This window comes from Streptomyces radicis (assembly GCF_003626575.1).
Taxonomy (GTDB): Bacteria; Actinomycetota; Actinomycetes; order Streptomycetales; family Streptomycetaceae; genus Streptomyces; species Streptomyces radicis.
Map to the genome: position 1 here is coordinate 158831 of NZ_RBDY01000006.1, position 25018 is coordinate 183848.

Genomic DNA, 25018 nt, shown 5'->3' on the forward strand with positions numbered 1-25018 from the left:
GGGGGCCGCCTACCTGATCGAAGCTCGGTAGACTGTGATGAATGAACGAGGATTGCGGAGAAGAAGCAGGGAAGACCGTCCTTCTCCCCAATGAAAAGATATCCCCCAAGAGAACACGAGGCCAGACTGGAATCTCATTCATCCCCGAGCTTCTCCAGAAAATATTCTAGGCGGGCAGCGGATTCGTCACGCCAACGCCTGACGTCCCGCAGCGATACTGCGTACTTCTCCTCCCACACCCCATACGCCTTCACCAACTCCCGGAGATGCAGTACAACATGCCCGTCGAGCTTCTGTGCCAAATCATCGCGCAACAGCTTCAGCACAACCTGGCGCTCCTTCGCTGGCTTCTGCCTCAACTCCGCCCGCGCCTCGAACAGCCTTGGCGGTTTCTTATCCAGCCTCTGCTGGTCGCGCGGCCCGCAAGGTGCCCAGAACTCCGCTTCCAAGCGCTTGATCGCTGTAGCAGCCTTCGTTCGTTCCTTCTTCACTCGGGCCAGTTCCGCCAGCCGCTTCGCCTGTGCAGCAACGTCCTCGACGTACTCTTCACCGTCATCGAACGGCTCTCGCTCCGTGTTGAGCTCAGCCCAGCGCGCGTCCAGCTCAGCCTTCCGCGCGTCCGTCTCCGCCAACTCCCGCAAAAACTCGGGGGCAATCGCCGCGACCACCTTGTGCGCGTACGCCTGCCGCCGCTCCGCGCCGCTCCGGTTCCGCGTCTTCCTCGTCTTCGGGTCATGGTCCGGCCGGAGCATCGTGTCCACGTTCTCGACCCACCCGTCCACGACGCCCGCGAAGCCGTTCTCCGACAGCGTCAGCAGCTCGTACTTCGCGTCGTGCCACCACCCGGCCACCGCGCCCGCCAGCGCGAAGCGGTCGATCAGCCCCACTCGCCCCAGCCGTTCCGTGAACGACTGGATCAGCTCGCCGCGCACCGCCATCAGCTCCGCCTTGCGCTCCCCGGCCGTCAGCCGCTCAAGCCGTTCCGGCGTCGCCGCCACCGCCTCCAAGTGACATGCCTCCGACTCCCACCACGCACCGAACGCCGCCCGCAACGCCTCTTCCCTCGGCCGGACCAGCTCCGCCAGCCGCGCCGCGTCCGGCCGTTGCCCCTCCGGGAGGAAGTCCACGTATTCCGGGTCCACGGGGTCCCGTTCCGCGAACAGGTCGGTCACCCGCACCCCGTACGCGTCCAGCAGTTCCTTCTTCGCCTCGATCTCCGAGCGCGGCATACCGCCCACCAAATGCGCCCGCACGTCCTGCGGCTCGGGCGGCGGGGTGTTGTCCACGTACCGCCGGATGTTGAGGTTGTCGCCGTTCTCCCGCAGCTCCTCCCGGGTGACGAGCCGCGAGAAGCCCGGCACCTCCTCGCGCCGGTGGAAGGCACTGACAATCTTCTCGGCGTGTTCGGGCAGCAGCACGTTCTGCGCTCGCTCAGCGTGATACTCGCGATCGGCGTTGATGAACAGCACCTTGTACACCGACTTCTGATCTCTCTCCTTCTTCTCCGGCGGGCGTAGCACCAAAATGCACGCGGGAATGCCCGTGCCGTAGAACAGATTCGGCGCGAGCCCGATGACCGCATCGATGATTCCCTCGTCCAGCAGCTTGGTGCGGATCTCCTGCTCGCCTCCGCCCCGGAACAGCACGCCGTGCGGCATGACGGTGATGACTGTCCCGCGCCGCCCCTCCCGCTTGGCCATCCACAGCATGTGCTGGAGGAACATCAGGTCGGCCTTGCCGCGTTCGCTCGTCGAACCGTAGGCCGCCCGTTGACCGCTGTACGCCAGGTCACTCAGCACGTAGTCCATAGAGAACGGCGGGTTGCTGAGAATGCCGTCGTAACGCTCCTTGTCGCCTTGCGGCACGTGTGCTGGCTCGCTCAGCGTGTCCCCGGTGCTCAAATCGAAGCGGTGCACCCCGTGCAGCACCATGTTCATCGTGGACATGATCCACGAGCCGCTGTTGGCGTCCTGACCCGCGAAGAACATGTCCGTGGTGTCTCCGCCGTGCTCCTCCACGTATTCCTTGGCGTGAATCAGCATTCCGCCCGAGCCGACGCACGGGTCGTAGATCCGCATGCCCGCTTCGGGGCGCAGCAGCTCGACCATCATCCGGACCACGGCACGCGGGGTGTAGAACTCCCCGCCCTTGCGGCCGGCGTCGTCGGCGAACTGTTTGATCAGGTACTCGTAGGCAGCACCGATCAGGTCGGGGAACTCGAAGTCCTCGGTCCGCAGGCGAACGCGCCCGAAGTGGGCGATGAGCTGCTTGAGCCGCTGGTCGGCGAGCTTCGCGGCGCTGGCCGCCGTGCCCGAGCCGCCGATGCGGTTGAAGTCCAGGTGATCGAAGAGGCCGTCGAGCTTGTCGTTCTGGCCTTCCAGCGCCTGGAGGGCGGGGCGCAGCCGCTCCTCGTTGACGTTCTGCGTGCCCGACGAGATCCACTTCCACCGGGCGTTCCTCGGGACGAAGAGCACGCCACGCCTGCGGTACTCGTTCACGTCTTCGAGGTAGGTGTTCAGCAGGTCCCCATCCAGGCCCAGCTCACCCGTCGCGTACTCGCGGATCCGCTCCCGTGCCGCCTCGAACTCGTCGTTGGCCCGTTTCAGGAAGAGCAGGCCGAAGATATAGTCCTTGTACTCGGAGGCGTCCATCGTGCCCCGGAGGATGTCCGCAGCGGCGAACAGGTGCCTCTCCAACTGCGCGAGCGTGAGCTTGGCCACGGCGACTCCGACTCCCTACAACCCTGCAAACACGGCGTGATTCTGGAACCCTACTTCTGACGGCCACCCGCCTGTGCGTCAGTATGAGGCGATCCCGAGCCCATCCTCAACGAACTCGTACACGTCCGTGTACGGATCCCGCAGCGACTTCGGCAGGTGATCGCCGTGCGCGGCGTTCAGCTTCAACGCCCGCTTCCTCGCATGCGTGAAGCTGTCCCTGGGGATCTGCTCCGGCAGCACGGCCTTGATCTTCGCCGTGCTCTTGGCGAACGGTAGCCGTTTCGTCGCCTCGCCGCACACTCCGCCGAACGTGCCGGTGACGTCCTTGTGGTGCAGCAACCGCCACACCTCGAAACACGGGTGCGAGAAGGCGACACGGACGTCCGCGTCCTTGGCGTTCTTGAGTGCGGTGTCGACGCTCTGGTGCTCGTCCCGGTCGAACAGGCACCACACCTGCGGCCAGAACTCTTTCTTCACACCCATCCGCTTGGCTTCCCGAGCTTCCCTGCGCATTAGGCGTGCCGCCGCCTCGACCAGGGTCAGCGGCTTGCGCTGCGAGGTGGGCGCCGACGCGTTCGCGATATGCACGTCGACCCTGACTGCCGGGTCGGCGTAGACCGCCCTCTCGCGGATGACTTCGATGTAGCCCGGTTCGGTGACCTCACCTTCGGTGAACACGTAGACCACCCGACGACGCTGGTCGCGCTTTGGCTTCGCCCGGCCCGGCGACTCCCTCCCCTTGGTGCGCGCCATCAACTCAGCTCGCTCTCGAATTCGTCGTCGTCCTCGTCCTCAGCCACGTCCTCGTCAAGGTCAACGTCCCCGACAGCCCCCAGCCGACGGGCGATCTGTCCCTCCAACAGCGAGGGAACGGCGCCGAAGGCCCCGGCCAGGTACGACCGCATCAGATCCTCGTCGTCGCCCGGCTCGGCGGCCGTCAGCGGATACAACTCGGTAGCCCCGTCCTTGTCCTTCTCCGTCAGCCACACCTGGCCGGGCGCGAGCAGGCGCTCGCCGCTCGGCGTTGTCAGCAGCGACGGGTCGTGCGAGGTGAAGGCGAGCTGGGCACCCCTGGGGTTCGCGACGGAGTCGTGGAAAAGCCGGATCACCTCGGCGGCGAAGCGGGGGTGCAGGCTGGCGTCCAGTTCGTCGACGAGCAGCACCGCGCCCCGGTCCAGCGCCAGCGCCAGCGGGCCGAGCAGGGCGTACCAGGAGCGGGTGCCGAAGGACTCGTCTCGCCAGTCGAAGGACACCTCCCCGGTGGGCGACCGGTGGCTGAGCCTGACGGTGGACCTGCCGTTGGCCTCTTGGACGACTTCGGCGCCGGTGATACCCAAGTCCGCCACGCGCAGCATCTCGTTGATGCGGTGGGCTCGACCGCCGGAGAGCTCGCGTGTGGTGAACTGCTCGCGTTGCTCCCGCTCGTGCTCGGGGTTAATCAGCCAGAAGTTGCGCCGGAACCAGTGGAAGAGCGGGGAGAGCTGGGGGTGGTTGTCCGTGCCGGCGGTGGACAGCAGCAGCGCGTTGGGCCTGGTTCGGCGGGCCATCTGGGCGCGGTCCTTGACGCGGGTGCCCGGCCATTCGTACTCCTCGCCCCGGGTCGCGTCGCGGTCGAACCAGACTTGGCGGCGGCCCTTCGGATAGCCATGTAGCCACTCGGCCATCACCCGCTCCGGGCCCAGCTCGAAGCCGTAGGTCCATCGGACGCCCTCGATGACGAGGTCCGCCTCGAAGAAGCTGGGCTCGGCCTGCTCCTTGGCGTCCAGTGCGAAGGGGCGTCGTGGAATGCCCTCGTACGAAGCCCAGCGGGCGTAGGAGTTCAGGACGGCCCGGCGCATGTCAACGAGGGCGGCCAGCACGTTCGACTTGCCGGAGGCGTTGGCCCCGAAGATGCCGATGAGTGGGAAGACCGCCAGCGCGCGGTCACCCGCGAGCAGCACGTCACGCTGTGCGGTCCCCGGCTCATCCTCGGCGGCGACGAAGGACAGCTCTTGCTCGTCGCGCAGTGACCGCACGTTCGCGGTGCGGAAGCGGAGCAGCACACTGTCCCCCTTTCGTTCACTAGGGCCAGCCTAGCCGCCCGGCCTAGCTGGGGCCCCTCAACGCGATCACCGCTGTCATCATCCCGAGACACAGGCCCGCCGACATGGCGAACGCCTTGGTCGAACAGCTCATGGACGGCCGCATACCGACTGCTGGTGTGCTCCTCACGGACTGCGATACCCGCTATGCCTTGGCGCCATCTCCACCGCTCACGCATCGCTCACGCACAAGGTTCAGTACCGTCGCAGCTGCGAGCCGCTAAAGGACATGGGCAAGCAAAGACCCAGGTCATAGGGTAGATGACCTGGGCATTACAGAGCCGCCTAAGGGAATCGAACCCTTGACCTACGCATTACGAGTGCGTCGCTCTGGCCGACTGAGCTAAGGCGGCGGGCGCTTGCGGTCCTTGGGGGCCGCAGCGCTCGTCAGTCTACACAGGTTTGGTGGGTGCCCCCGAATGCCTTATGCGGAGCAGGTCGTCCGTCGCCGCGCGGAGGGCGCGCAGGCGTTTCGACCAGCGATGGCAGTCGAGGCACGTGGTCAGGTGGGTGCTGAGCTCCTGCTCGGTCACTCCCGCCGGGAGTGGGTCGCCTTCGGTCTGGGCCGATATGGCGGTGCGGTAGCGGATGCATGGCATGCGGTTATCATCGCAGGCCACCAGCGGGTTGGGCCATCAGCAGGTGGTGTTCTGCTCGGGGCTGACGTTGTCCAGGAGGTAGTCGTTCACCGCGGAGTCGACGCAATCGCTCGCGCCGCCGTACGCGCCGTGGCCGTCGCCGTCGTAGGTGAGCAGGATGCCCGTCTCCAACTGGTCGGCCAGGCCCTGCGCCCACGCGTACGGGGTGGCCGGGTCGCGAAGGGTGCCGATGACCAGGATGTCCGTCGCGCCGGTGGCCGGGATGCTCACCGGGTGACCGGTCGGCTCGACGGGCCAGGCGGCGCACAGCAGGGTGGCCCAGGCGAAGTCGCGGCCGAACGTCGGCGACGCCTCCTCGTACGAGGCGAGCGCGGCGCGGACGGCGTCGGGGTCGGCGTTGCCCGCGGGGCTGTCCAGGCAGCTGATCGCCGGGAAGGCGAACATCGTGGTGCCGTAAGTGCCGCCGGGGTCACGTTCGTTGTAGGAGTCGGCGAGGTCGAGCAGCGGGGCGCCGTCGCCTTCGTCGATCGCCGCGGTCAGGGCGTCGCGCAGCGAGGGCCAGAGGTCCTCGGCGTAGAGCGCGTACGAGACGCCGGTGGTGGCGAGGGACTCGGTGAGCGGGCGGTCGGGGTCGCCCGAGGGCAGAGGCTCGGCGTCGACCGCGCCGAAGAAGTCGAGCAACGCGGCCGAGGCGGAGTCCGCGTCGCCGCTGCCGAGCGGGCAGTCGTCGTTCGACGCGCAGTCCTCGGCGAACGACCTGAACGCCGTCTCGAAGCCGCCCGCCTGCTCGCGGTCGGTGTTGAGCGTGGGGAGCCTCGGGTCCATCGCGGCGTCGAGCACCAACCGCCCGGTGCGCTGCGGGAACAGGCCCGCGTAGACCGCGCCGAGCTTGGTGCCGTACGAGAAGCCGACGTAGTGCAGCCGCTCGTCGCCGAGGACGGCGCGCAGGACGTCCATGTCGCGCGCGGACTCGATGGTGGAGATGTGGCTCAGCAGCTCGCCGGAACGCTCCTCGCAGCCCTGCGCGAACTCGTCCATGGCCGCGAGCAACTCCTCGATCTCCGCGTCGGAGTCGGGCGTGCGGTCGGTCAGGGTGTACGCGTCCATCTCCTCGCCGCCGAGGCACTCGACGGGCTCGCTGCTGCCCGTGCCGCGGGGGTCGAGGCCGACCATGTCGTACCGGGCGCGGACGTCCTGCGGGAAGAGGAACGACGACGAGCTCTGGGCGAAGTCGACGGCGGAGGCGCCGGGGCCCCCCGGGTTCATCAGCAGGGCGCCGATGCGCTCGTCGGGGTCGGTGGCGCGGGAGCGGGTGACGGTGAGCTGGATGTCGGGGGAGGTCCCGGCGTTGTCGTAGTCCAGCGGAACGGTCAGAGCCGCGCACTGGAAGCCGGAGGCGCCGCACGAGGTCCAGTTCAGCTCTTGTTGGTAGTACGGCTGGAGCGCGGCCGGGATCTCCTCGGGCAACGGCTCGAGCGCGGGCGCGTCCGGCGCGTCGGGCGGCGGGGGCGGTGACTCGCTGCCCGAGTCGCCCGAGGCGTTCGGCGAGCGCTCGTCGGGGCGGTCGTCCGAGGAACAGCCGCTCAGGACGAGGGCCGAGGTGGTCAGGGCCGCGAGGGCGACGGTGAAACGGCGTGCGGTGCGCATGGGTCCCCCGTGCTGAGTGGTGCCGGTCTCTGCCTGGTGGCGCTTGGTGGTGCCTTGTGGTGTCTCGTGGTGCGGGTGGTGCGGGTGGTGCCTGGTCGTCCCGTGAGCGTAACCGCTCAGCGCAGGGCCATGGTCATCGCCTCGACGGCCAGCAGGGGGGCGACATTCCGGTCGAGGGCGGTGCGGCAGTCGAGCACCGCCTCCATCCGGCGCAGCGTCCGCTCGGCGCTCGACGCGGCGGCGATCCGCTCGACGGACGCGGCGCTCTCGCCCCCCGCGAGGGCGACCGATGAGCCCAACTGCCGTGCCAGGACGTCCCGGTAGAACCCCGTGAGGTCGGTGAGCGCCAGGTCGAGGGCGTCCCGCTGGGTGCGGGTGGCGCGCCGCTTCTGGCGGTCCTCGAGCTCCTTCATGGCGCCCGCCGTGCCGCGCGGCATCCGCTTCCCCTCGCCGCCGCCGAGCGCGGCGCGCAGCTCCTCGGTCTCCTTCTCGTCGCGCTCCTCGGCGAGCTGCTTGGCGTCCGCGCCCGCGGCGTCGACCAGCTCCTGGGCGGCGCGCAGGCAGGCGCCGACGTCGGTGAGGCGCTCGGGGATCGCGAGAACGGCGGCCCGGCGCGCGCGGGCGCGCTCGTCGGTGGCCAGGCGCCGGGCGCGCTCGAAGTGGCCCTGGGTGGCTCGGGCCGCGGCGCGCGCGATGTCGGGCTCGATCCCGTCGCGCCGCATCAGCACGTCGGCGACGGCGTCGACCGGCGGGGTGCGCAGGGCGAGATGGCGGCAGCGGGACCTGATGGTGGGCAGCGCGTCCTCGGTCGAGGGGGCGCACAGCAGCCAGACGGTGCGGGGGGCGGGCTCCTCGACGGCCTTCAACAGGACGTTCCCTGCGCCCTCGGTGAGGCGGTCGGCGTCCTCGACCACGATCACCTGCCAGCGGCCGCCCGCCGGGGAGAGCTGGGCGCGGCGCACCAGGTCGCGGGTCTCCTTGACGCCGATGGTCAGCAGGTCGGTGCGGATGATCTCGACGTCGGCGTGGGTGCCGACGAGGGTCGTGTGGCAGCCGTCGCAGAAGCCGCAGCCGGGGGCGCCGCCGAGCGTGAGGTCGGGGCTGACGCACTGGAGCGCGGCGGCGAACGCGCGCGCCGCCGTGGCCCGGCCCGAGCCAGGCGGCCCTGTGAACAGCCAGGCGTGTGTCATCGCCGAGCCACCGGGATCCGGGCCGCCGGGCTCCGGCTCCCCACCCCTGTCGCCCCCCGCGGCCACCAGCGCGTGCGCGTCGCGCGCCGCCGCGGTGAGCTGCGCGGTCACCCGGTCCTGGCCGACGAGGTCGTCCCAGACGGTCAACGCCTTCCCTCCTTCCCCACGCGGGCCCGCGGTCGGCCCGTCCTCGGGACCGCCGCGTTCATTCTGCGGCACCCCACTGACAGCCGGGGCCGTTCGGCGGAACCTGCGGCGGTGGACCCGTGCCACGGCGCGGACGGGGCGGGCGGCGGGGCGGGGCCGTGGCACGTTGACCGCATGATCAGCATTCTCTCCGGCGCCCGGTGGCGCGGCGCGCGCGGCGCCCGCCGAGGGGCGCTGTGCGCGACCGCGCTCCTGGCCGCCGTCACGGGCGCGGCACCGGCGTGGGCGGGCGCGGCGGATCCGGCGGATCCGGGCTCGAGCGGTGGCCTCGGCGCGTTCGCCCGCCTCGGCCAGCGGCCCGACGAGCCGGGCGCCCTCGCCCTCGCGGAGGGCCAGGCCACCTATCCGGCGGGGCCACGGCGGGTGTCGCTCGCCACGGTCGCCTTCGGCGAGGCGGGCAGCGCCCATGACGTCACCGCGTCCGCCTCGGGCGACGCGGCGACGGGCCGGGTGCGGGCGCGCGCCGGGGTGGGCGACGCCGCGCTCGACCTGGAAACGGTCCGGCTGCGCGTCGGGGCGGTGCACGCCGAGTGCTCGGCGGCCCCGGGATCCGCGCCGCTCGGCTCGGCGACGGTCGAGGGCGCGGCGATCGCGGTGCGGGGCGCGCGGGACGTCGCGTTGGAACCTCGTCCGGCGCCCGGCACCACCGTCGCGCTCCCCGGCGGCGCCGGGCGCGCGTACCTCAACGAGCGCATCACCGAGGCCGACGGCGCCCTCACCGTGCACGCCCTGCGGCTGCGGGTGGGCGACCGCGAGGTGACGCTCGGCAGCGTCACGTGCCGCCCCGGCACGGGCGCGGCGGATCAGGAGGACCCGGCGTGAGCGGGCGCGCGTTCAACGGGATCGGTCCCGCGTTCCACGGTGCCGCGTTCAACGACCCCGCGTTCCACGGCCCCGCCCGCCGGGGCAACGCCTCGCGCGCCCCTCAGCGCCGCCGTCCGCGCCCGCCCCGGCCGCCCTCGCCCTCTCCGCCGTCCCGGCCGTCGTCCTCGCCGTCGACCGCGCTGTCGCCGTCCGCGTCCCGGCGCGGGCCGAGCAGCTCGTCGGCCAGCGTCGGAACGTCGTCGAGCGGCGTCTCCTCGGCCCACTGCGGGCGCCGGGGGCGCTGGGAGCGGGCGGCGGCCGCCTCCTCGTCGCTCAGCCGCGGCAGCGGCCGCGTCTGATCGGCCGTCTCGGGGCCCTCGCCACGCGGGATGATGGCGGTCTGCTCGCTGTCGGGGTCGCTCGGGAGCGGCACCTGCACGGTGTCGGTGTTGTCCTGGGCGGCCAGCCGCGCCTCCTCGGCGCGCAGGAGCGCCTCCTCGGCCTTGCGCTGCTTCTCCCTGCGCCGTTCCTCGGCCTGGGCGCGCAGCCGCGCCTCCTCCTCGGCCTCGCGCCGGCGGCGTTCCTCCTCCTCGCGGCGCACGCGCTCCTCCGCCTCCCTGCGGAGGCGCTCCTCCTCGGCCTTGCGGCGGGCCTCCTCGGCGCGCAGCCGCGCCTCTTCCGCGCGACGCGCCTCCTCGGCACGCTTGCGCTCCTCCTCCTCGCGCCGCTTGCGCTCCTCTTCCTCGGCGCGCAACCGTGCGAGCTCGGCCTGGCGTTCACGCTCCAGGCGCTCTTCCTCTTCCTTGCGCTTGCGCTCCTCCTCCGCACGCCGGCGCGCTTCCTCCTCCGCGCGCCGCCGTGCCTCCTCCTGGGCGCGGATCTCGGCCTCGGAGAGCGGGAGCATCTGGTCGAGCCGGTGGCGCGCGGCGGTGGTGACGGACTCCGGGTCCTGGCCCGCGTCGATCACCAGGTAACGCGCGGGATCGGCCGCGGCGAGCGCGAGGAACCCGCCCCGCACCCGCTGGTGGAACTCGCTCGGCTCGGACTCGAGCCGGTCGGGCGCCTCGGTGAAGCGTTCGCGCGCGGTCTCGGGCGAGACGTCGAGCAGCACGGTGAGGTGCGGCACCAGGCCGCCGGTGGCCCAGCGCGAGATGCGGGCGACCTCGGTCGACGAGAGGTCGCGGCCCGCGCCCTGGTAGGCGACCGATGAGTCGGTGTACCGGTCGGAGATCACGATCGCGCCGCGCTCGAGGGCGGGGCGGATGACGGACGAGACGTGCTCGGCGCGGTCGGCGGCGTAGAGGAGGGCCTCGGCCTCGTTCGACAGGCCGCCGGACGAGACGTCGAGCAGGATCGTGCGCAGCCGCTGCCCGAGCGGGGTGGCGCCGGGCTCGTGGGTGACGACCACCTCGTGGCCCTTGCCGCGGATCCACTCGGCCAGCGCCTCGACCTGCGTGGACTTGCCCGCACCGTCGCCGCCCTCGACGGCGATGAAGAAGCCGGTGGCCAGCGGCGCGGCCTCGGGCTCCGAGCCGCCGCGCACCGCCTCCACCAGGTCGCGGCGGAGCGGGACGCCCCGCCGGTCGTCGGTGCGGCCGAGCACGACGGCGGCCACCGGCAGCAGCAGCGCGCCGACGATCATGAGGGTGAACGCGGCACCCCCGTGGTCGATGGTGAAGTCGCCGCGCTCGACCCGGTGCGGGCCGATCAGCGCGGCGGCGAGCGGCGCCACGACGGCGGCCGTCGCGACGGCGACGCGGGAGACGGCGTGCAGGTGGCGGGTGAGCCGGGGCCTGCGGAAGTCCTCGGTCTCCTGGTCGAGCAGCGCGTGCCCGGTGTGCGCGGCGGCGCCCGCGGCCAGCCCTGTGGCCGCCGCGGTGAACAGCACGGTGGCGGGGTCCGAGATGAGGCCGGTGCCGAAGAGGCCGAGCCCGGTGAGCGCGAGCGCCAGCGCGAACAGCCTGCGCCGGGAGAGCGCGGGCAGCAGCGCGGGCGCCAGGCGCACGCCCCCCGCCACGCCCCCGGTCAGCGCGAGCACGAGCAGCCCGAACAGCACGGGCCCGCCGCCCAGGTCGAACGCGTGCAGCACGCTCAGCGCGACGGCGGCGGCGAGCGAGGCCGCGGCGGCGGCGCAGCCGACGACGAGCACCGGGATGGCGCCGGTCCTGCCCTTGTCGATGCCGGTCCCCGCGGACGGGCGGCGCAGCCCCTCGAGCGGCGAGACGGGCCGCCGCGGCTCGGTGCCGGGCAGCCGCAGGAAGTACAGGACGGAGATGGCCGCGGCGAAGAAGCCCGCAGCGACGTAGGAGCCCATCGCGGCCTGGTGCTCGCCGAACCAGTCGAGCCGGGTCGCCAGCAGGTTGCTGAGCAGCGCCGCGCCCACCAGCACGGCGGCGGCGGCCGGGATGGCGACGTAGCCGCTGCGCAGCCACAGGCGCCGCAGCGCGTCGTGGTGGTCGGGCAGCGGGCGGACGGCGGCGCCCTCGAGCGGGGGCGGCGGCAGCAGGGCGGGCGCGACGCTGTCGCGCGCGGCGGTCCAGACGCGTTCGGCCAGGCCCGTGACGAAGATCGTCAGCAGGATGTAGACATACGCGCTGTCGGGGACCCAGTCGATCCACAGCGGCGCGACGATCAGCAGCGCGACGCGCAGGCCGTCGGCGCCGATCATGGTCCAGCGGCGGTCCAACCGGCCCGTGGGCGCGAGGAGTCCGGCGATCGGGCCGAGCAGCACCACGCCCGCGAGCAGCGTCGCCAGCAGGCGCACGCCGAGCGCGACCGTCAGGGCGAGCGCGACGCCCCGGTAGTCGCCGCCGAACACCGGCTCGCCGCCGACCGGCGCGTACAGCGCGGCCTGCACGGTGAGCAGGAGCAGCACGAGCAGGCCGAGGACATCACCGATGCCGCCCGTGACCCGTGCCTCCCACAGGCGCCGCAGCTCGGGCACCTGGAGCAGTGCGCGCCTGGCGCGCTCGCGGGAATCCGCGGCGAGCGCCTCGTCGGTGGCGCCGCGGGCGGGGTCGACAACCTCTGGTTGCTCTGCTCGCGTCATGTCGGCCAGCGTAACCTTCGTGGCGGAGGGGAGTGCCACCCACCCGAACATTTGCCCGGGAAACGATGGCAGTTGCGGTCGGGACGGCTTCCCCGGTGGTGCCCCACGATCGCCCGGCGGCGCCGTGACCGCCGGGGTCCCGGGGGTCAACCGGCGTCGGGGCCCGGCTCGGTCGGCGTTCCGCCGTCCGCCGCCTTCGCGTTCGCGCCGTTCCCCGGGGACTCGGCGGCCGTCTTCCTGGCCGCGGTCTTCTTCGCGGCGGTCTTCTTCGCGGCCGCCTTGGTCGCCGTCTTCTTCGTCGTGGTCTTCTTGGCCGCGGTCTTCGCCGCCGTCTTCGTCGCCGCCGTCTTCGTCGCGGCCTTCTTGGCGGTGCTCTTGGCGGGCGCCTTCTTCGCGGCCTTCTTGGCGGTCTTCTTCGCGGGCCCCTTCGCCCGCTTCTCCGCCAGCAGCTCGAACCCGCGCTCCGCCGTGATCGCCTCGGGGTCGTCGTCGCGCCGCAGCGTCGCGTTGGTCTCCCCGTCGGTGACATACGGGCCGAACCGCCCGTCCTTGACCACCACGGGACGTCCCGTCACCGGGTCATCGCCCAGCTCCTTGAGCGGCGGCTTCGCGGCGGCCCGCCCGCGCTGCTTGGGCTGGCGGTAGATGGCGAGCGCCTCGTCGAGCGTGATGGTGAAGATCTGTTCCTCGGCGGAGAGCGAACGCGAGTCCGTGCCCTTCCTCAGATACGGCCCGTACCGCCCGTTCTGCGCGGTGATCTCCTGGTCCGACTCGGGGTCGACGCCCACCACGCGCGGCAGGGAGAGCAGCCGGAGCGCGTCCTCGAGCGTCACGCTCTCGAGCGACATGGACTTCAGGAGTGACGCGGTGCGCGGCTTGACGGCGTTCTTCCCCGTGGTCGGCGTGCCCTCGGGCAGCACCTCGGTGACATAGGGGCCGTAACGCCCGTCACGCGCCACGATCTGATGGCCGGTGCCCGGGTCGGCGCCCAGCTCGAAGTCGCCGCTCGGCTTGGCGAGCAGCTCCTTGGCCAGCTCGGTGGTCAGCTCGTCGGGCGGCAGGTCGTCGGGCACGTCGGCGCGCTTGGCGGGCTCCTCTGGCCCGGCGCCCGGGTCGGGCGGCGCCTCGACATACGGCCCGTAACGCCCCACGCGCAGCACGATGCCGTCGCCGACGGGGAACGACGAGATCTCCCGCGCGTCGATCGCGCCCAGGTCCGTGACCAGCTCCTTCAGGCCGCCGAGGTGGTCGCCGTCGCCGTTCCCGGCGTCGGCGGCGCCCCCGCCGACCGCCTGGCCGCCGTCCTCGCCGAAGTAGAACCGGCGCAGCCACGGCACGGCCTCGGCGTCGCCCGTGGCGATGCGGTCGAGGTCGTCCTCCATCCTGGCCGTGAAGTCGTAGTCGACCAGGCGGCCGAAGTGCTGCTCCAGCAGGTTGACCACGGCGAACGACAGGAACGAGGGGACCAGCGCCGTGCCCTTCTTGAAGACATAGCGGCGGTCCAGGATCGTGCCGATGATCGTCGCGTAGGTGGAGGGGCGGCCGATCTCGCGCTCCTCGAGCTCCTTGACCAGCGTGGCCTCGGTGTAGCGGGCCGGGGGCTTGGTCGAGTGGCCGTCGGCGGCGATCCGTTCGGCCGCGAGCGCGTCGCCCTCGGCGACCTGCGGCAGCCGCCGCTCGCGGTCGTCGAGGTCGGCGCCCGGGTCGTCGGCGCCCTCGACATACGCCTTGAGGAAGCCGTGGAACGTGATCACCTTGCCGGTCGCGCCGAACTCGCAGTCCCGCCCGTCCGCGCTCGTGCCCCCGACCCTCACGGCGACCGACTGGCCGACGGCGTCCTTCATCTGGGAGGCGACGGTCCGCTTCCAGATCAGCTCGTACAGCCGGTACTGATCGCCCGTCAGGCCCGTCTCGGCGGGCGTGCGGAAGCGGTCGCCTGAGGGGCGGATGGCCTCGTGCGCCTCCTGCGCGTTCTTCACCTTGCTCGCGTAGACGCGGGGGCGGTCCGGCAGGTAGTCGGCGCCGTAGAGCTGCGTGACCTGCGCGCGGGCGGCGGCGACGGCGGTGTCCGACAGCGTGGTGGAGTCGGTCCGCATATAGGTGATGAAGCCGTTCTCGTAGAGCCGCTGGGCGACCTGCATGGTGGCCTTGGCGCCCATGCCGAGCTTGCGGGACGACTCCTGTTGGAGCGTTGTGGTGCGGAAGGGCGCGTAGGGGGAGCGCCGGTAGGGCCTGGACTCCACCGAGCGCACCGCGAACGCCGAGTCCTGGAGCGCGGCGGCCAGCGCCCTGGCGTTCTCCTCGCTCAGCTGCTGGACCTGCGCGGGGTTCCTCAGCTGCCCGTCGGGCCCGAAGTCGCGGCCCTGCGCGACGCGGCGCCCGTCCACCGAGGTGAGCCTGGCGTCGAACGAGCCGTCACCCGGCACGGTCGTGAAGGTGCCGGTCAGGTCCCAGTACTCGGCCGAGCGGAACGCGATCCGCTCCCGCTCCCGCTCCACGACCAGGCGCGTCGCGACGGACTGCACGCGACCGGCGGAGAGCCGGGGCATGACCTTCTTCCACAGCACGGGGGAGACCTCGTAGCCGTAGAGGCGGTCGAGGATGCGGCGGGTCTCCTGGGCCTCGACGAGCAGTTGGTTCAGCTCGCGTGGATTGTTGACGGCGGCGCGGATGGCGTCCCTGGTGATCTCGTGGAAGACCATGCGGCGGACGGGCACCTGTGGCTTGAGGACCTCCTTGAGGTGCCAGGCGATGGCCTCGCCCTCGCGGTCCTCGTCCGTGGCGAGGTAGAGCTCGTCGGAGCTGGCGAGCAGCTCCTTCAGCTTCCTGACCTGGTCCTTCTTGTCGCTGTTGACGACGTACAACGGCTCGAAGTCCGCGTCGACGTTCACGCCGAGGCGGGCCCAGGGCTGGCCCTTGTACCTGGCGGGCACCTCGGCCGCGCCGCTCGGCAGGTCACGGATGTGCCCGACGCTGGCCTCGACCACATAGCCCGGGCCGAGGTAGCCCTTGATCGTCTTCGCCTTCGCGGGCGACTCGACGATGACAAGTCGGCGCCGGCCGTTCGCGGTCTCGCTGGTCGGGGACAACGTCTGCTCTTCTCTTCTCCAGCCCGGGGAAAGTACTGACGATGCGGAGTGTGACGGTACATCCCTGCTGCGTGTCAAATGGGAAAACCCCGCAACGCATCTCGAACGGTAACCCGAGATCCGCCATTCCCGCCGCCCGACCGCCTCCCTCGTGTTGTCGGTGAACAGTCACACACGGTAGGCCCGAAGGGGCGGCGGCGCGCTCCTGTCACCCGGCGGGCAGGAGAAAGCCCTGCTCAACGAGCGGTCGCAGCCATGTCCCCGCCCCGGCACGGAGCGTCACGGGATCCTCTCCGAGCAGCGAGGCGATCGCGTCAAGGATGGCGGAGGCGAGGAGGGTTCCGTCACAGCTGCCCGCGAACCCGGCGCTCACGGTGTCCATCGCGCCGGCGCGCATCATGCCGTGCCGCTGCCGCAGGACGATGTGCTCGGGGTCCTCAGCGCCCGGCGCGCCCACCTGCTCCTGCACCACGCCGTCGGCCAGCACATACCGCGACGACAGCAGGGCCGCGTCGTCGCGGCAGCGCAGGAAGTCCAGGCGGTCGAAGTACCCGGTGACCGCGCGCCCCAACGGCTGCTCGACGGCGTGCGGCCAGTCCTCGACGCGGACGGACGGGCGTTCGGAGCCGCTCGCGCGCAGCGTGATCCAGCCGAAACCGACCGCCCGCACGCGCCGCGCCGCGAACTCGTCGAGCCAGGCCGCGTACGCCTCCTCGTACGCCGCCCGGTCGCCGCGGTGCAGCCCGGCGTCGCGCAGCCACAGCTCGGCGTACTCGGCGACGTCCTGCTCCTCGCGCCGCACGATCCACGCGTCGCAGCCGGGCGGCACCCAGCCCGCGAGGCGCTCCCGCCAGTCCTCGCCCTCGACCTGCTCCCAGTTGGCGAGCAGCTGGCACAGGCCGCCATGGGCCAGGTGGTCGGCCGAACGCCGCACCAGCGCGCGGCACAGCTCGTCCCCGGCCAGCCCGCCGTCGCGGTAGGTCAGGCCCGCGCCCGACCTGGCGGGCGAGATGACGAACGGGGGGTTGGACACGATCAGGTCGTAGGGCGGGGCGTCGGACACCGGCTCGAACAGCGAGCCCTCGCGCAGCGCCGCCGGGGGCGCGTCCGAGAGCGCCAGGGTGAGCGAGGCCATGCGCAGCGCGCGGGGGTTGGTGTCGGTCGCGGTGACATGGGCGGCGTGGCGGGCGGCGTGCAGGGCCTGGACGCCGCTGCCCGTGCCCAGGTCGAGGACGCGGCCGACCGGGGTCCTCGGGGTCAGCGCGGCCAGCGTCGCGGAGGCCCCGCCCGCGCCGAGGACGACGTCGGCGGGCCGCCCCGCGGCGCCCGTGGCGGCGGGGACGCCCCCGGCGTCGGAGACGATCCACGCGTCGGACACGTCGCCCGACGCATAGGGGCGCACGTCCACCGTCGCGCGCACCTCGTCGCCCTCGCGCTCCAACCACCCGTCGTCGAGCGCCGCTTCGAGCGGCAACGCGCCCCCCGCGACCTTCCACGCGACGGGCCGCCCCAGCAGGAACAGCCGCACCGCGGCGGCCAGCGGGCCCTCGTCGCCGCGCAGGGCGGCGAGGGCGGGGACGTGCTCGCCACGGGCGAGGGCGGCGTGGGCGGTGGGCCCGAGCCGTTCGAGCAGGCCCGCGGGCGTGAACGAGGCGGCGAGCAGCGCCTCGCGCAGCCGGGGGGTGCCGGGCCCTGGGGCGGGGAGAGGGGTGATGCGCACGCCACCATTGTGGCGAGCGCTCACTCGTCCGCGCTCTCGCCCTCGCCCCCGGTCTCGCCCTCGCCCGGGCTCTCCTCGGCGGGGCTCTCCTCCGCCGGGCTCTCCTCGGCGCCCTCGCCCGCGCTCGCGCCGCCGTCCTCGGCGGGCGGCTCGGCGGGCGGGGACTGGCAGCCCTCCTGGCGGGCGAACGCCTCGCTCATCTCGCCGCGCTCCAGCTCCTCCAGGGCCTCGGTGCCGCTGCGCCCGACCTCGTCGAGCCGCGGCAGGATGTCGCGCAGGCCCTCGGCGAACGCGCCGCGGTCGGAGGTGTCGAGCGCGTCCATCTCCTCCTTCAGGCCCGTGAACGCGGCGGAGAGGTCGTTCAGCTCGGACACCGTGTCCTCGCGGATCTGCTCACCGTTGTCGACGGGCGGGTCCCCGGCCTGCTCGACGGTCTCGGCGAGGGCGGCGTAGGCGTCCGAGATCTCCTGGTACGCGGCCGAGTTGGTCTCCTGGACCTCCTGCGGCTCGCGGTCCTGCTCGCCCACCTGGGCGATGGACGCGTAGGCGCCGTTGATCCTCTCGACCTGGGGCCGCAGCTCGTCGCAGACCTGGCGGGCCCATTCGTCGGCCCGCTCGTCGTCGTCGCCACCGCCGCACGCCGACAGCGTGAGCAGGAGCGCCGCGCAACCCGAGAGTGTCACCGCGAGCTTCTTGTTCACCGTTCCTCGTCCCTTCGAGCGCCGACGCCCTGGTCTGACGGGAACTTACACGCAGCTCATCCCTCATCCGAGTGACGGCCGGTGCCACTGTCCGGTTTTGCAGCCATTTGCCCCACCGCTCCGGCGGCCCCGGCGCAGACGCCCGCGGGGTGGCCGCCGCCGCGGGGAGTCGGTCCTCCCGCGCAACGCCGACCACCCCGTCCGAGGCGTTCCGGCGCTCAGACGCCCGTCGGGCGGGTCTCGGCCACCGGCTCCACCGGCTGGTCCGGGTCGTCCTCGACGGCGATGCCGCGCCGCTTGGAGACATAGACGGCGCCGACGACGACCACCAGCGCGATCACCGCGATCAGCGCGCGGAGCGGGGCGCTGGCGTCCTCGCCGTAGCTGAGGGTGATGACGGCGGGGGCGATGAGCAGCGCCACCAGGTTCATGACCTTCAGCAGGGGGTTGATCGCCGGGCCCGCGGTGTCCTTGAACGGGTCGCCCACCGTGTCGCCGATCACCGTGGCCGCGTGGGCCTCGCTGCCCTTGCCGCCGTGGTGGCCGTCCTCGACGAGCTTCTTGGCGTTGTCCCACGCGCCGCCCGCGTTGGCGAGGAAGACGGCCATGAGGATGCCCGAGCCGATGGCCCCCGCGAGGAACGACCCGAGCGCGCCGACCCCCAGGCTGAAGCCCACCGCGATGGGCGACATCACGGCGAGCAGCCCCGGCGTGGTCAGCTCGCGCAACGAGTCCTTGGTGCAGATGTCGACGACCTTGCCGTACTCCGGCTTCTCGCTGAAGTCCATGATCCCGGGGTGCTCGCGGAACTGCCGCCGCACCTCGTACACCACCGAACCGGCCGAGCGGGACACCGCGTTGACCGCAAGGCCCGAGAAGAGGAACACGACGGCCGCGCCGATGATCAGGCCGACCAGGTTGTTCGGCTGCGAGATGTCGAGGCTGAGTCCGGTCTCGCCGAGCACGTCGGCCGCGCTCAGCTCCACGTCGGCGATCGCCTCCGCGATGGCGTCGCGGTACGAGCCGAACAGCGCCGCGGCCGCGAGCACCGCCGTCGCGATGGCGATGCCCTTGGTGACGGCCTTGGTGGTGTTGCCGACGGCGTCCAGGTCGGTGAGGACGCGCGCGCCCTCGCCCTCGACGTCGCCCGACATCTCGGCGATGCCCTGCGCGTTGTCGGCGACCGGGCCGAACGTGTCCATCGCGACGATCACGCCGACCGTCGTGAGCAGGCCGGTCCCGGCCAGCGCGATCGCGAACAGCGCCAGCATGATCGTGCTGCCCGCCAGCATGAACGCCGCGTACACGCTGAGCCCGACGAGCAGCGCCGTGTAGACCGCCGACTCGAGGCCGAGCGAGAAACCCGAGAGGACCACGGTGGCGGGGCCGGTCCGCGACGTCTTGCCGATGTCCCTGACGGGACGGCGGCTCGGCTCGGTGAAGTACCCGGTGAGCTGCTGGATCAACGCCGCCAGGACGATGCCGATCGCGACCGCGGCGAGCGCGAACAGCCGTGGGTCGGCGTCGTGTTCGGCGATCTCCTGGTCCGTGATGCCCTCGAGCTCGGCGAAGGTGCTGGGCAGGTAGGCGTAGGCGGCGATCGCCACCAGGACGAGCGAGATCCCGGCGGAGATGAAGAACCCGCGATTGATCGCGGTCATGCTCGAACGGTCGGAGGGGCGCGGCGAGACCAGGAAGATCCCGGCCATCGCGGTCAGCACGCCGATGGCCGGGACCAGCAGCGGGAACGCGAGCCCGGCGTCGCCGAACGCCACCGTGCCCAGGATGAGCGCGGCGACCAGGGTGACCGCGTAGGACTCGAACAGGTCGGCGGCCATGCCGGCGCAGTCGCCCACGTTGTCGCCGACGTTGTCCGCGATGGTGGCGGCGTTGCGCGGGTCGTCCTCGGGGATGCCCTGCTCGACCTTGCCGACGAGGTCGGCGCCGACGTCCGCCGCCTTGGTGAAGATCCCGCCGCCGACCCTCATGAACATCGCGATCAACGCGGCGCCGAGGCCGAATCCCTCGAGCACCTTCGGGGCGTCGGCCGCGTAGACCAGGACGACGCACGCCGCGCCGAGCAGGCCGAGACCCACCGTGCACATGCCGACCACGCCACCGGTGCGGAACGCGATGCGCATCGCCACGTCGCGACCGCCGTCCCGCGCCGCCGCGGCGACGCGGACATTGCTCCGCACCGCGAGCCACATTCCGAGGTAACCGGTGGCCGCGGAAAACACCGCGCCCACGACGAAGAACAACGAACGCCCGATCCGCTGCCCCCAGTCGTCGGCCGGGAGGAGCAGCAGCAGAAAGACGACCGCGACGGCGAACACGCTCAGCGTGCGCAACTGCCGCGCGAGATAAGCGTTCGCGCCCTCCTGCACGGCGGCGGCGATCCGCTTCATGTTCTCGGTGCCGTCCCCTGCGGCGAGAACCTGTCTCACGAGGACGACGGCGAGCGCCAGGGCGGCGGCGGCGACCACCGCGATCACCAGGATGAGGCCGCGGTTCCCGCCCGTGAGCTCGGCGGCCTCGGCTGCCTGTGTGACATAGGGATGTGCCATTCGTCCTCCTTGACGCACCGGCTGGTCCAAATCAGACAGACGTGGCCGGAGTGTAGAGAGAGGCGTGGCATCGAAACAGAGGCCGGGAATGATATTTCGCCGGAGAACGGAGAATTCCCCGGATCAGGGGTGATCTTCCATCAGCCGGGGAATGGGACCAGAATGCCCACCCGCAATTGATCAAGAAAAGCCGATCAAGAGCAATTGATCAAGGCGCTGTCGATCAGAGCACCGCCGATCAGAGCGCTGTCGATCAGGAAACGGACGCCGTCGGCGTCGGCCAGCTCATCCTGATCTTGCCGCCGTGGGAGTCGGAGATCACCTCGACGTCGTCGACGAGGCCGCTGATGACGGCGAGCCCCAGCTCGTCCGTCTCCTCGGCCGCCTCGGAGGCCGTCTGGTCGCGGGGGGCCGGCACCACGCTGGGGGCGTCGTCGCCCACCTCGATGGAGAACGTCTTCTCCCCCTCGGTCAGCACCACGCGCACCGGCGTGGTGAGCCCGTGGACGGCGTGGAGGCCGACGGCGCGGCTGCACGCCTCGCCGACGGCGAGCCTCAGCTCATCGAGCACCGACTCCTCGACGCCCGCGCGCCGGGCGACGGCAGCGGCCACCAGCCGGGCGGTGCGGACATGCTCCGGGGAGGCGCTGAAGCGAAGTTCGACGGTGGCCATGACGATCCCCCTCGATCGTGCGGAAGCGCCGCCCCGGCCGTGGTGCCGATCTCCCGGCACCACGGAAAGGCGGTACGGCCGCGGTGAAGATGTGACGTCCGCTCGCGACCGGTCGGCGAGCGCGACGGGTCTCAGTCGTTGGCCGCGATGGCCTCGTCCACGGACTCATGGATCGGGAAGACCTTGGTCAGCCCGGTGATCCGGAAGATCTTGAGGATGCGCTCCTGGTTGCACACCAGGCGCAGCGAGCCCTCCTGGGCCCGCACCCGCTTCAGGCCGCCGACCAGCACACCCAACCCGGTCGAGTCCAGGAAGTCGACGCGCTCCATGTCCACCACGAGGTGGTGGTTGCCGTCGTTCACCAACTCGACCAGCTGTTCGCGCAGCTTGGGCGCGGTGTATACGTCAATCTCGCCGCCTACCTCAACGACCGTGCGGTCGCCAACGGTTCGGGTCGACAGGGACAGGTCCACGGATCCTCCAGCACCTTGCTAACGAGCGGTCGCCCCCCATGGATCGGCAGCCGCCAGGGCATTCAACCACTTACCGACTGCCCATTACGACGTCTTACAGCCATTGTCCGTCGGACCAGTGACAGACTCGATGCCGATGTCCGACGACCACGCCCCGCCCGAGCCGGGGGACACCGACGCCCCACGCCCGTCTCCACGGGCGGTGCTGGGGCGTCTGCGCGGGCTTCCCGGGCGAGACGAACGCCTCACCCACATGGAGCAGCTGCCCGCGCGCCCCGGTCGCCATGCGCCATGGCCCGAAGGGATACGCCCCGAGGTGGTCGAGGCGGTGACGTCGGCCGGAATCGACCGCCCGTGGACGCACCAGGCGCTGGCGGTGGAGGCGGCGCTGCGCGGCGAGTCGGTGGTGGTCTCCACCGGCACGGCCTCGGGGAAGTCCCTTGCGTACCAGGTGCCCGTGCTCAGCGCCCTGCTCGACGGCCACGCCGCGCCGAACCGCCGCGGCGCCACCGCCCTCTACCTCTCGCCCACCAAGGCCCTGGCCGCCGACCAGCTGCGCGCGCTACGCCGTCTGGCGGCCCCGCTGGGGACCGCGGTCCGCGCCGCCGGGTACGACGGGGACACCGGGCAGGAGGAGCGCTCCTGGGCCAGGGAGCACGCCAACCTCCTGCTGACCAACCCCGACATGCTCCACCGCGCCCTCCTCCCCGGGCACCGCCGCTGGTCCTCCTTCCTGCGCGCGCTGCGGTACGTGGTCATCGACGAGTGCCATGTGTACCGGGGCGTCTTCGGCTCCCATGTCGCCCAGGTGCTGCGCCGGCTCCGGCGGATCTGCGCCTCCTACGGGGCACGCCCTGTCTTCCTCCTCGCCTCCGCCACCACGGCGGAGCCGGGCGCCGCCGCCGAACGGCTCACCGGGCTGCCGGTCACCGAGGTCACCGACGACGCCTCGCCCAGGGGCGAGCTGGTCTTCGCCCTGTGGGAGCCGCCGCTGACCGAGGCCCGCGGCGAACGGGGCGTCCCCGTCCGCCGCACCGCCACCGCGGAGACCGCGGAGCTGCTCACGGATCTCGCCACCCAGCGGGTGCGCACGGTCGCCTTCGTCCGCTCCCGGCGCGGCGCCGAGCTGATCGCGCTGATCGCCCAGGAGCGGCTGGCCGATGTCGACGCCTCGCTCGCCCGGCGGGTCGCCGCCTATCGGGGCGGCTATCTCCCCGAGGAGCGCCGGGCGTTGGAACGCGCCCTGCACAGCGGCGACCTGCTCGGCCTGGCCGCCACCAACGCGCTGGAGCTCGGCGTGGACGTCGCGGGCCTCGACGCGGTGCTGCTGGCCGGCTATCCGGGCACCAGGGCGTCGCTGTGGCAGCAGGCGGGCCGCGCAGGGCGGCAGCGGCAGGGGGCGCTGGCCGTCCTGGTCGCCCGCGACGACCCGTTGGACACCTATCTCGTCCACCACCCCGAGGCGCTGTTCCGGCGGCCGGTGGAGAGCACCGTGCTCGACCCGGGGAACCCCTATGTCCTCACCCCGCACCTGTGCGCCGCAGCCGCCGAACTCCCGCTCACCGAGGCCGACTTCACCGGCAGCACCCCGCTGTTCGACCCCGCGGCGGCCGAGCTGCTGCCCAAGCTGGCGGCGCGCGCGCTGCTGCGCCGCAGGGGCGACACCTGGTACTGGACGAGGCGCGAGCGCCCCGCCGAGCTGACCGGCATCAGGGGCGAGGGCAGCGAGCCGGTCCGGGTGGTCGAGGACGGCACGGGCCGCCTGCTCGGCACGGTGGACGAGGCGGCCTCGCACAGCACCGTGCACGAGGGCGCGGTCCATCTCCACCAGGGCCACAGCTATGTCGTGCGGGAGCTCGACCTGGACAACGGGGTCGCGCTGGTCGAGCGCGCGAGCCCGCCCTGGACCACCTCCGCCCGTGAGGTGACCGACCTGTCGGTCCTGGAGACCGACACCACCGTGCCCTGGGGCGATGCCCGGCTGAGCTTCGGATCGGTCGAGGTCACGCACCATGTCGTCTCCTTTCTGCGGCGCCGGCTGCTGACCGGCGAGGTGCTGGGCGAGACCAAGCTGGACCTGCCGCCCCGGACGCTGCGCACCCGGGCGGTGTGGTGGACGGTGACGGAGGACCAGGTCGAGGCCGCCGGGGTGGACCGGGAGATCCTTCCCGGCGCGCTGCACGCGGCGGAGCACGCGTCGATCGGGATGCTGCCGCTGTTCGCCACGTGCGACCGCTGGGACATCGGCGGCGTCTCCACCGCCCTGCACCCCGACACCCTGCTGCCGACGGTGTTCGTCCACGACGGGCACCCAGGCGGGGCGGGCTTCGCCGAGCGGGCGTTCCACACGGCCCGCCGCTGGCTGACCGCCACCCGCGACGCGATCGCGGCCTGCGAGTGCTCCACCGGCTGCCCTTCGTGCATCCAGTCGCCCAAGTGCGGCAACGGCAACGACCCGCTGCACAAGGCGGGGGCGATCCGACTCCTCACCGAGCTGCTGCGCCACTGATCGGCGCGTCGGCCGGCCCCGCCCTTGCCCTGACCCGCACCGCGTAGGGACCGGCCCTGGCCTCCGCGGTGAGATCGGCGATCTCACCGCCGAGGTGGCAGCGCACCACCCTGGCGTGCTGCGCGGCGGCGACCCGCTCGGCCGTCGCGCACGCGGCCTCCCGGCCGTCCAGCGCGACATCGGCCGCGGCGAGCGCCGCCAGGTCGGCCGCGGCGGCAGCCCGCTGCCGCGCCCCCGTCACCTGACCGAGGGCCAGCACCGCGGCGAACAACAGGCACAGCAGCGTCGCGCACAGCACCGCCCAGACCGTGGCCGAGCCCTGATCGCCCGCGCGGCGGGCCAGGTCAGCTCCCCTCCGCATGGGCCACCGCCTCCCCGTCGACGCGCATCCCGAGCGGCCCTGGCCCCGGGGCACCGGCCGCCACGGTCACCCGGAACAGTGACCCTTCGCGCTCGACCATGACGTCCGCGCCCTCGGGAGCCGCGGCGCTCGCCACGCTCCTGACCTGCGCCTCCGACTCGCCTCTCGCCGCCGCCCTGGCCCCGGCCCTGGCGGCGTCGCCGCAGCGGGTCTGGACGGCGACGGCGCCGAGCCCCCACAGAAGCATCCCGAGCAGCGCGACCAGGGCCGGGATGACGATCGCGGCCTCCGCCGTGACATAGCCGCCGTCGACACAGCGGCGGTCGACACAGCGGCGGTCGGCCCGGCCCCGGTCCATGGCCGGATCACGGCCGGATGCGCAACGCCTCCTCCACCGCTCCTTGCAGGGCATCGCTCACCCCCTGGGAGGTGACGACGCCGTAGAGCACGGTGGCCAGGGTCACCACGGCGAGCAGCCCGACGGCGTACTCGGCGGTGCTCATCCCGTCGTCGCGCCGCCACCGGGCGGAAGGCCGGGGCAGTCCTCGACCGAGGGGGCCGAACGGGCCGAACGGGCCAAGGCGGCCGAGCGGTCGTGCGATGGTCCTCATGAGAGATCTCCTTGACT

General features: G+C 72.3%; 18 protein-coding genes and 1 tRNA gene. 2 read left to right on the plus strand and 17 right to left on the minus strand.

Features of this window, described 5'->3' with window-relative positions:
• Positions 1–134: 134 nt before the first annotated feature.
• The 7 genes from D7318_RS11455 to D7318_RS11485 form a co-directional block, all read right to left on the minus strand.
• Positions 135–2720 carry a type I restriction-modification system subunit M gene (locus tag D7318_RS11455; RefSeq protein ID WP_120696816.1) on the minus strand — a complete coding sequence of 862 codons (2586 nt, stop codon included), beginning with the start codon at positions 2718–2720 and terminating at the stop codon, positions 135–137.
• Positions 2721–2798: 78 nt separating this feature from the next.
• A complete protein-coding gene (locus D7318_RS11460; RefSeq protein WP_120696817.1) occupies positions 2799–3473 on the minus strand; it encodes an RloB family protein in 675 nt (224 codons plus the stop codon).
• Positions 3473–4762 (minus strand): AAA family ATPase, encoded by a 1290-nt coding sequence (locus tag D7318_RS11465; RefSeq protein ID WP_120696818.1) that lies wholly within the window; start codon positions 4760–4762, stop codon positions 3473–3475. Before D7318_RS11465 ends, D7318_RS11460 begins: the two co-directional genes overlap by 1 nt.
• Positions 4763–5080: 318 nt before the next feature.
• Positions 5081–5154 (minus strand) — tRNA-Thr (locus D7318_RS11470).
• Between the two features lie 39 nt (positions 5155–5193).
• The gene (locus tag D7318_RS11475; RefSeq protein WP_113685496.1) at positions 5194–5400 is read right to left on the minus strand and encodes a zf-HC2 domain-containing protein; all 207 of its coding nucleotides are present in this window, start codon (positions 5398–5400) and stop codon (positions 5194–5196) included.
• 36 nt (positions 5401–5436) lie between these two features.
• Positions 5437–7047 carry an alpha/beta hydrolase gene (locus D7318_RS11480; RefSeq protein WP_120696819.1) on the minus strand — a complete coding sequence of 537 codons (1611 nt, stop codon included), beginning with the start codon at positions 7045–7047 and terminating at the stop codon, positions 5437–5439.
• A 116-nt stretch (positions 7048–7163) separates the two neighbouring features.
• A complete protein-coding gene (locus D7318_RS11485) occupies positions 7164–8384 on the minus strand; it encodes a DNA polymerase III subunit delta' (protein ID WP_120696820.1) in 1221 nt (406 codons plus the stop codon).
• Between the two features lie 174 nt (positions 8385–8558).
• On the opposite strand from D7318_RS11485, the gene D7318_RS11490 reads away from it, so the two are divergent.
• A complete protein-coding gene (locus tag D7318_RS11490) occupies positions 8559–9266 on the plus strand; it encodes a hypothetical protein (protein ID WP_147437664.1) in 708 nt (235 codons plus the stop codon).
• 103 nt (positions 9267–9369) lie between these two features.
• Here D7318_RS11490 and tmk read toward each other — a convergent pair whose 3' ends face one another.
• From tmk to D7318_RS11525, 7 genes are all read right to left on the minus strand, one after another.
• Complete coding sequence (gene tmk, locus D7318_RS11495) at positions 9370–12297, minus strand: dTMP kinase (protein WP_120696822.1); 2928 nt, start codon at positions 12295–12297, stop codon at positions 9370–9372.
• A gap of 146 nt (positions 12298–12443) precedes the next feature.
• Positions 12444–15386, minus strand: coding sequence for a type I DNA topoisomerase (gene topA / locus D7318_RS11500; protein WP_120696823.1), 2943 nt, complete (start codon positions 15384–15386; stop codon positions 12444–12446).
• A 208-nt stretch (positions 15387–15594) separates the two neighbouring features.
• Positions 15595–17106: a DUF7059 domain-containing protein gene (locus D7318_RS11505; protein ID WP_120696824.1), complete on the minus strand. Its 1512-nt coding sequence runs from the start codon at positions 17104–17106 to the stop codon at positions 15595–15597.
• Between the two features lie 20 nt (positions 17107–17126).
• Positions 17127–17789: a small secreted protein gene (locus D7318_RS11510; protein ID WP_147447429.1), complete on the minus strand. Its 663-nt coding sequence runs from the start codon at positions 17787–17789 to the stop codon at positions 17127–17129.
• Between the two features lie 236 nt (positions 17790–18025).
• Positions 18026–20374 (minus strand): sodium-translocating pyrophosphatase, encoded by a 2349-nt coding sequence (locus tag D7318_RS11515; RefSeq protein WP_120696826.1) that lies wholly within the window; start codon positions 20372–20374, stop codon positions 18026–18028.
• Positions 20375–20627: 253 nt separating this feature from the next.
• Positions 20628–21047, minus strand: coding sequence for an ATP-binding protein (locus tag D7318_RS11520; RefSeq protein ID WP_113685504.1), 420 nt, complete (start codon positions 21045–21047; stop codon positions 20628–20630).
• Positions 21048–21178: 131 nt separating this feature from the next.
• Positions 21179–21520, minus strand: coding sequence for an STAS domain-containing protein (locus tag D7318_RS11525; protein ID WP_049577173.1), 342 nt, complete (start codon positions 21518–21520; stop codon positions 21179–21181).
• Between the two features lie 136 nt (positions 21521–21656).
• Here D7318_RS11525 and D7318_RS11530 point away from each other — a divergent pair, with 136 nt between their 5' ends.
• Entirely contained in the window at positions 21657–24029 is a 2373-nt protein-coding gene (locus D7318_RS11530; RefSeq protein WP_230423647.1) for a DEAD/DEAH box helicase, read from the plus strand.
• Here the strand turns inward: D7318_RS11530 and D7318_RS11535 are convergent.
• From D7318_RS11535 to D7318_RS11545, 3 genes are read right to left on the minus strand one after another with little or no spacing between them, the layout of a single operon-like run.
• A complete protein-coding gene (locus D7318_RS11535; protein WP_120696828.1) occupies positions 24007–24390 on the minus strand; it encodes an Rv3654c family TadE-like protein in 384 nt (127 codons plus the stop codon). The two genes, D7318_RS11530 and D7318_RS11535, sit on opposite strands and share 23 nt — an antisense overlap.
• The gene (locus tag D7318_RS11540) at positions 24374–24748 is read right to left on the minus strand and encodes a TadE family type IV pilus minor pilin (protein WP_120696829.1); all 375 of its coding nucleotides are present in this window, start codon (positions 24746–24748) and stop codon (positions 24374–24376) included. Before D7318_RS11540 ends, D7318_RS11535 begins: the two co-directional genes overlap by 17 nt.
• 7 nt (positions 24749–24755) lie before the next feature.
• Positions 24756–25001: a DUF4244 domain-containing protein gene (locus D7318_RS11545; protein ID WP_120696830.1), complete on the minus strand. Its 246-nt coding sequence runs from the start codon at positions 24999–25001 to the stop codon at positions 24756–24758.
• Positions 25002–25018 lie beyond the last annotated feature (17 nt).

Excerpts from the sequence above, each read along its gene's own strand:
- D7318_RS11490 (WP_147437664.1), top strand. The coding sequence starts at position 8,559 with ATGATCAGCATTCTCTCCGGCGCCCGGTGGCGCGGCGCGCGCGGCGCC.
- tmk (WP_120696822.1), bottom strand. The coding sequence starts at position 12,297 with ATGACGCGAGCAGAGCAACCAGAGGTTGTCGACCCCGCCCGCGGCGCC.
- D7318_RS11540 (WP_120696829.1), bottom strand. The coding sequence starts at position 24,748 with ATGGACCGGGGCCGGGCCGACCGCCGCTGTGTCGACCGCCGCTGTGTC.
- D7318_RS11515 (WP_120696826.1), bottom strand. The coding sequence starts at position 20,374 with ATGGCACATCCCTATGTCACACAGGCAGCCGAGGCCGCCGAGCTCACG.
- D7318_RS11480 (WP_120696819.1), bottom strand. The coding sequence starts at position 7,047 with ATGCGCACCGCACGCCGTTTCACCGTCGCCCTCGCGGCCCTGACCACC.
- D7318_RS11530 (WP_230423647.1), top strand. The coding sequence starts at position 21,657 with ATGTCCGACGACCACGCCCCGCCCGAGCCGGGGGACACCGACGCCCCA.
- D7318_RS11535 (WP_120696828.1), bottom strand. The coding sequence starts at position 24,390 with ATGCGGAGGGGAGCTGACCTGGCCCGCCGCGCGGGCGATCAGGGCTCG.
- D7318_RS11475 (WP_113685496.1), bottom strand. The coding sequence starts at position 5,400 with ATGCCATGCATCCGCTACCGCACCGCCATATCGGCCCAGACCGAAGGC.
- D7318_RS11545 (WP_120696830.1), bottom strand. The coding sequence starts at position 25,001 with ATGAGGACCATCGCACGACCGCTCGGCCGCCTTGGCCCGTTCGGCCCG.
- D7318_RS11520 (WP_113685504.1), bottom strand. The coding sequence starts at position 21,047 with ATGGCCACCGTCGAACTTCGCTTCAGCGCCTCCCCGGAGCATGTCCGC.
- D7318_RS11460 (WP_120696817.1), bottom strand. The coding sequence starts at position 3,473 with ATGGCGCGCACCAAGGGGAGGGAGTCGCCGGGCCGGGCGAAGCCAAAG.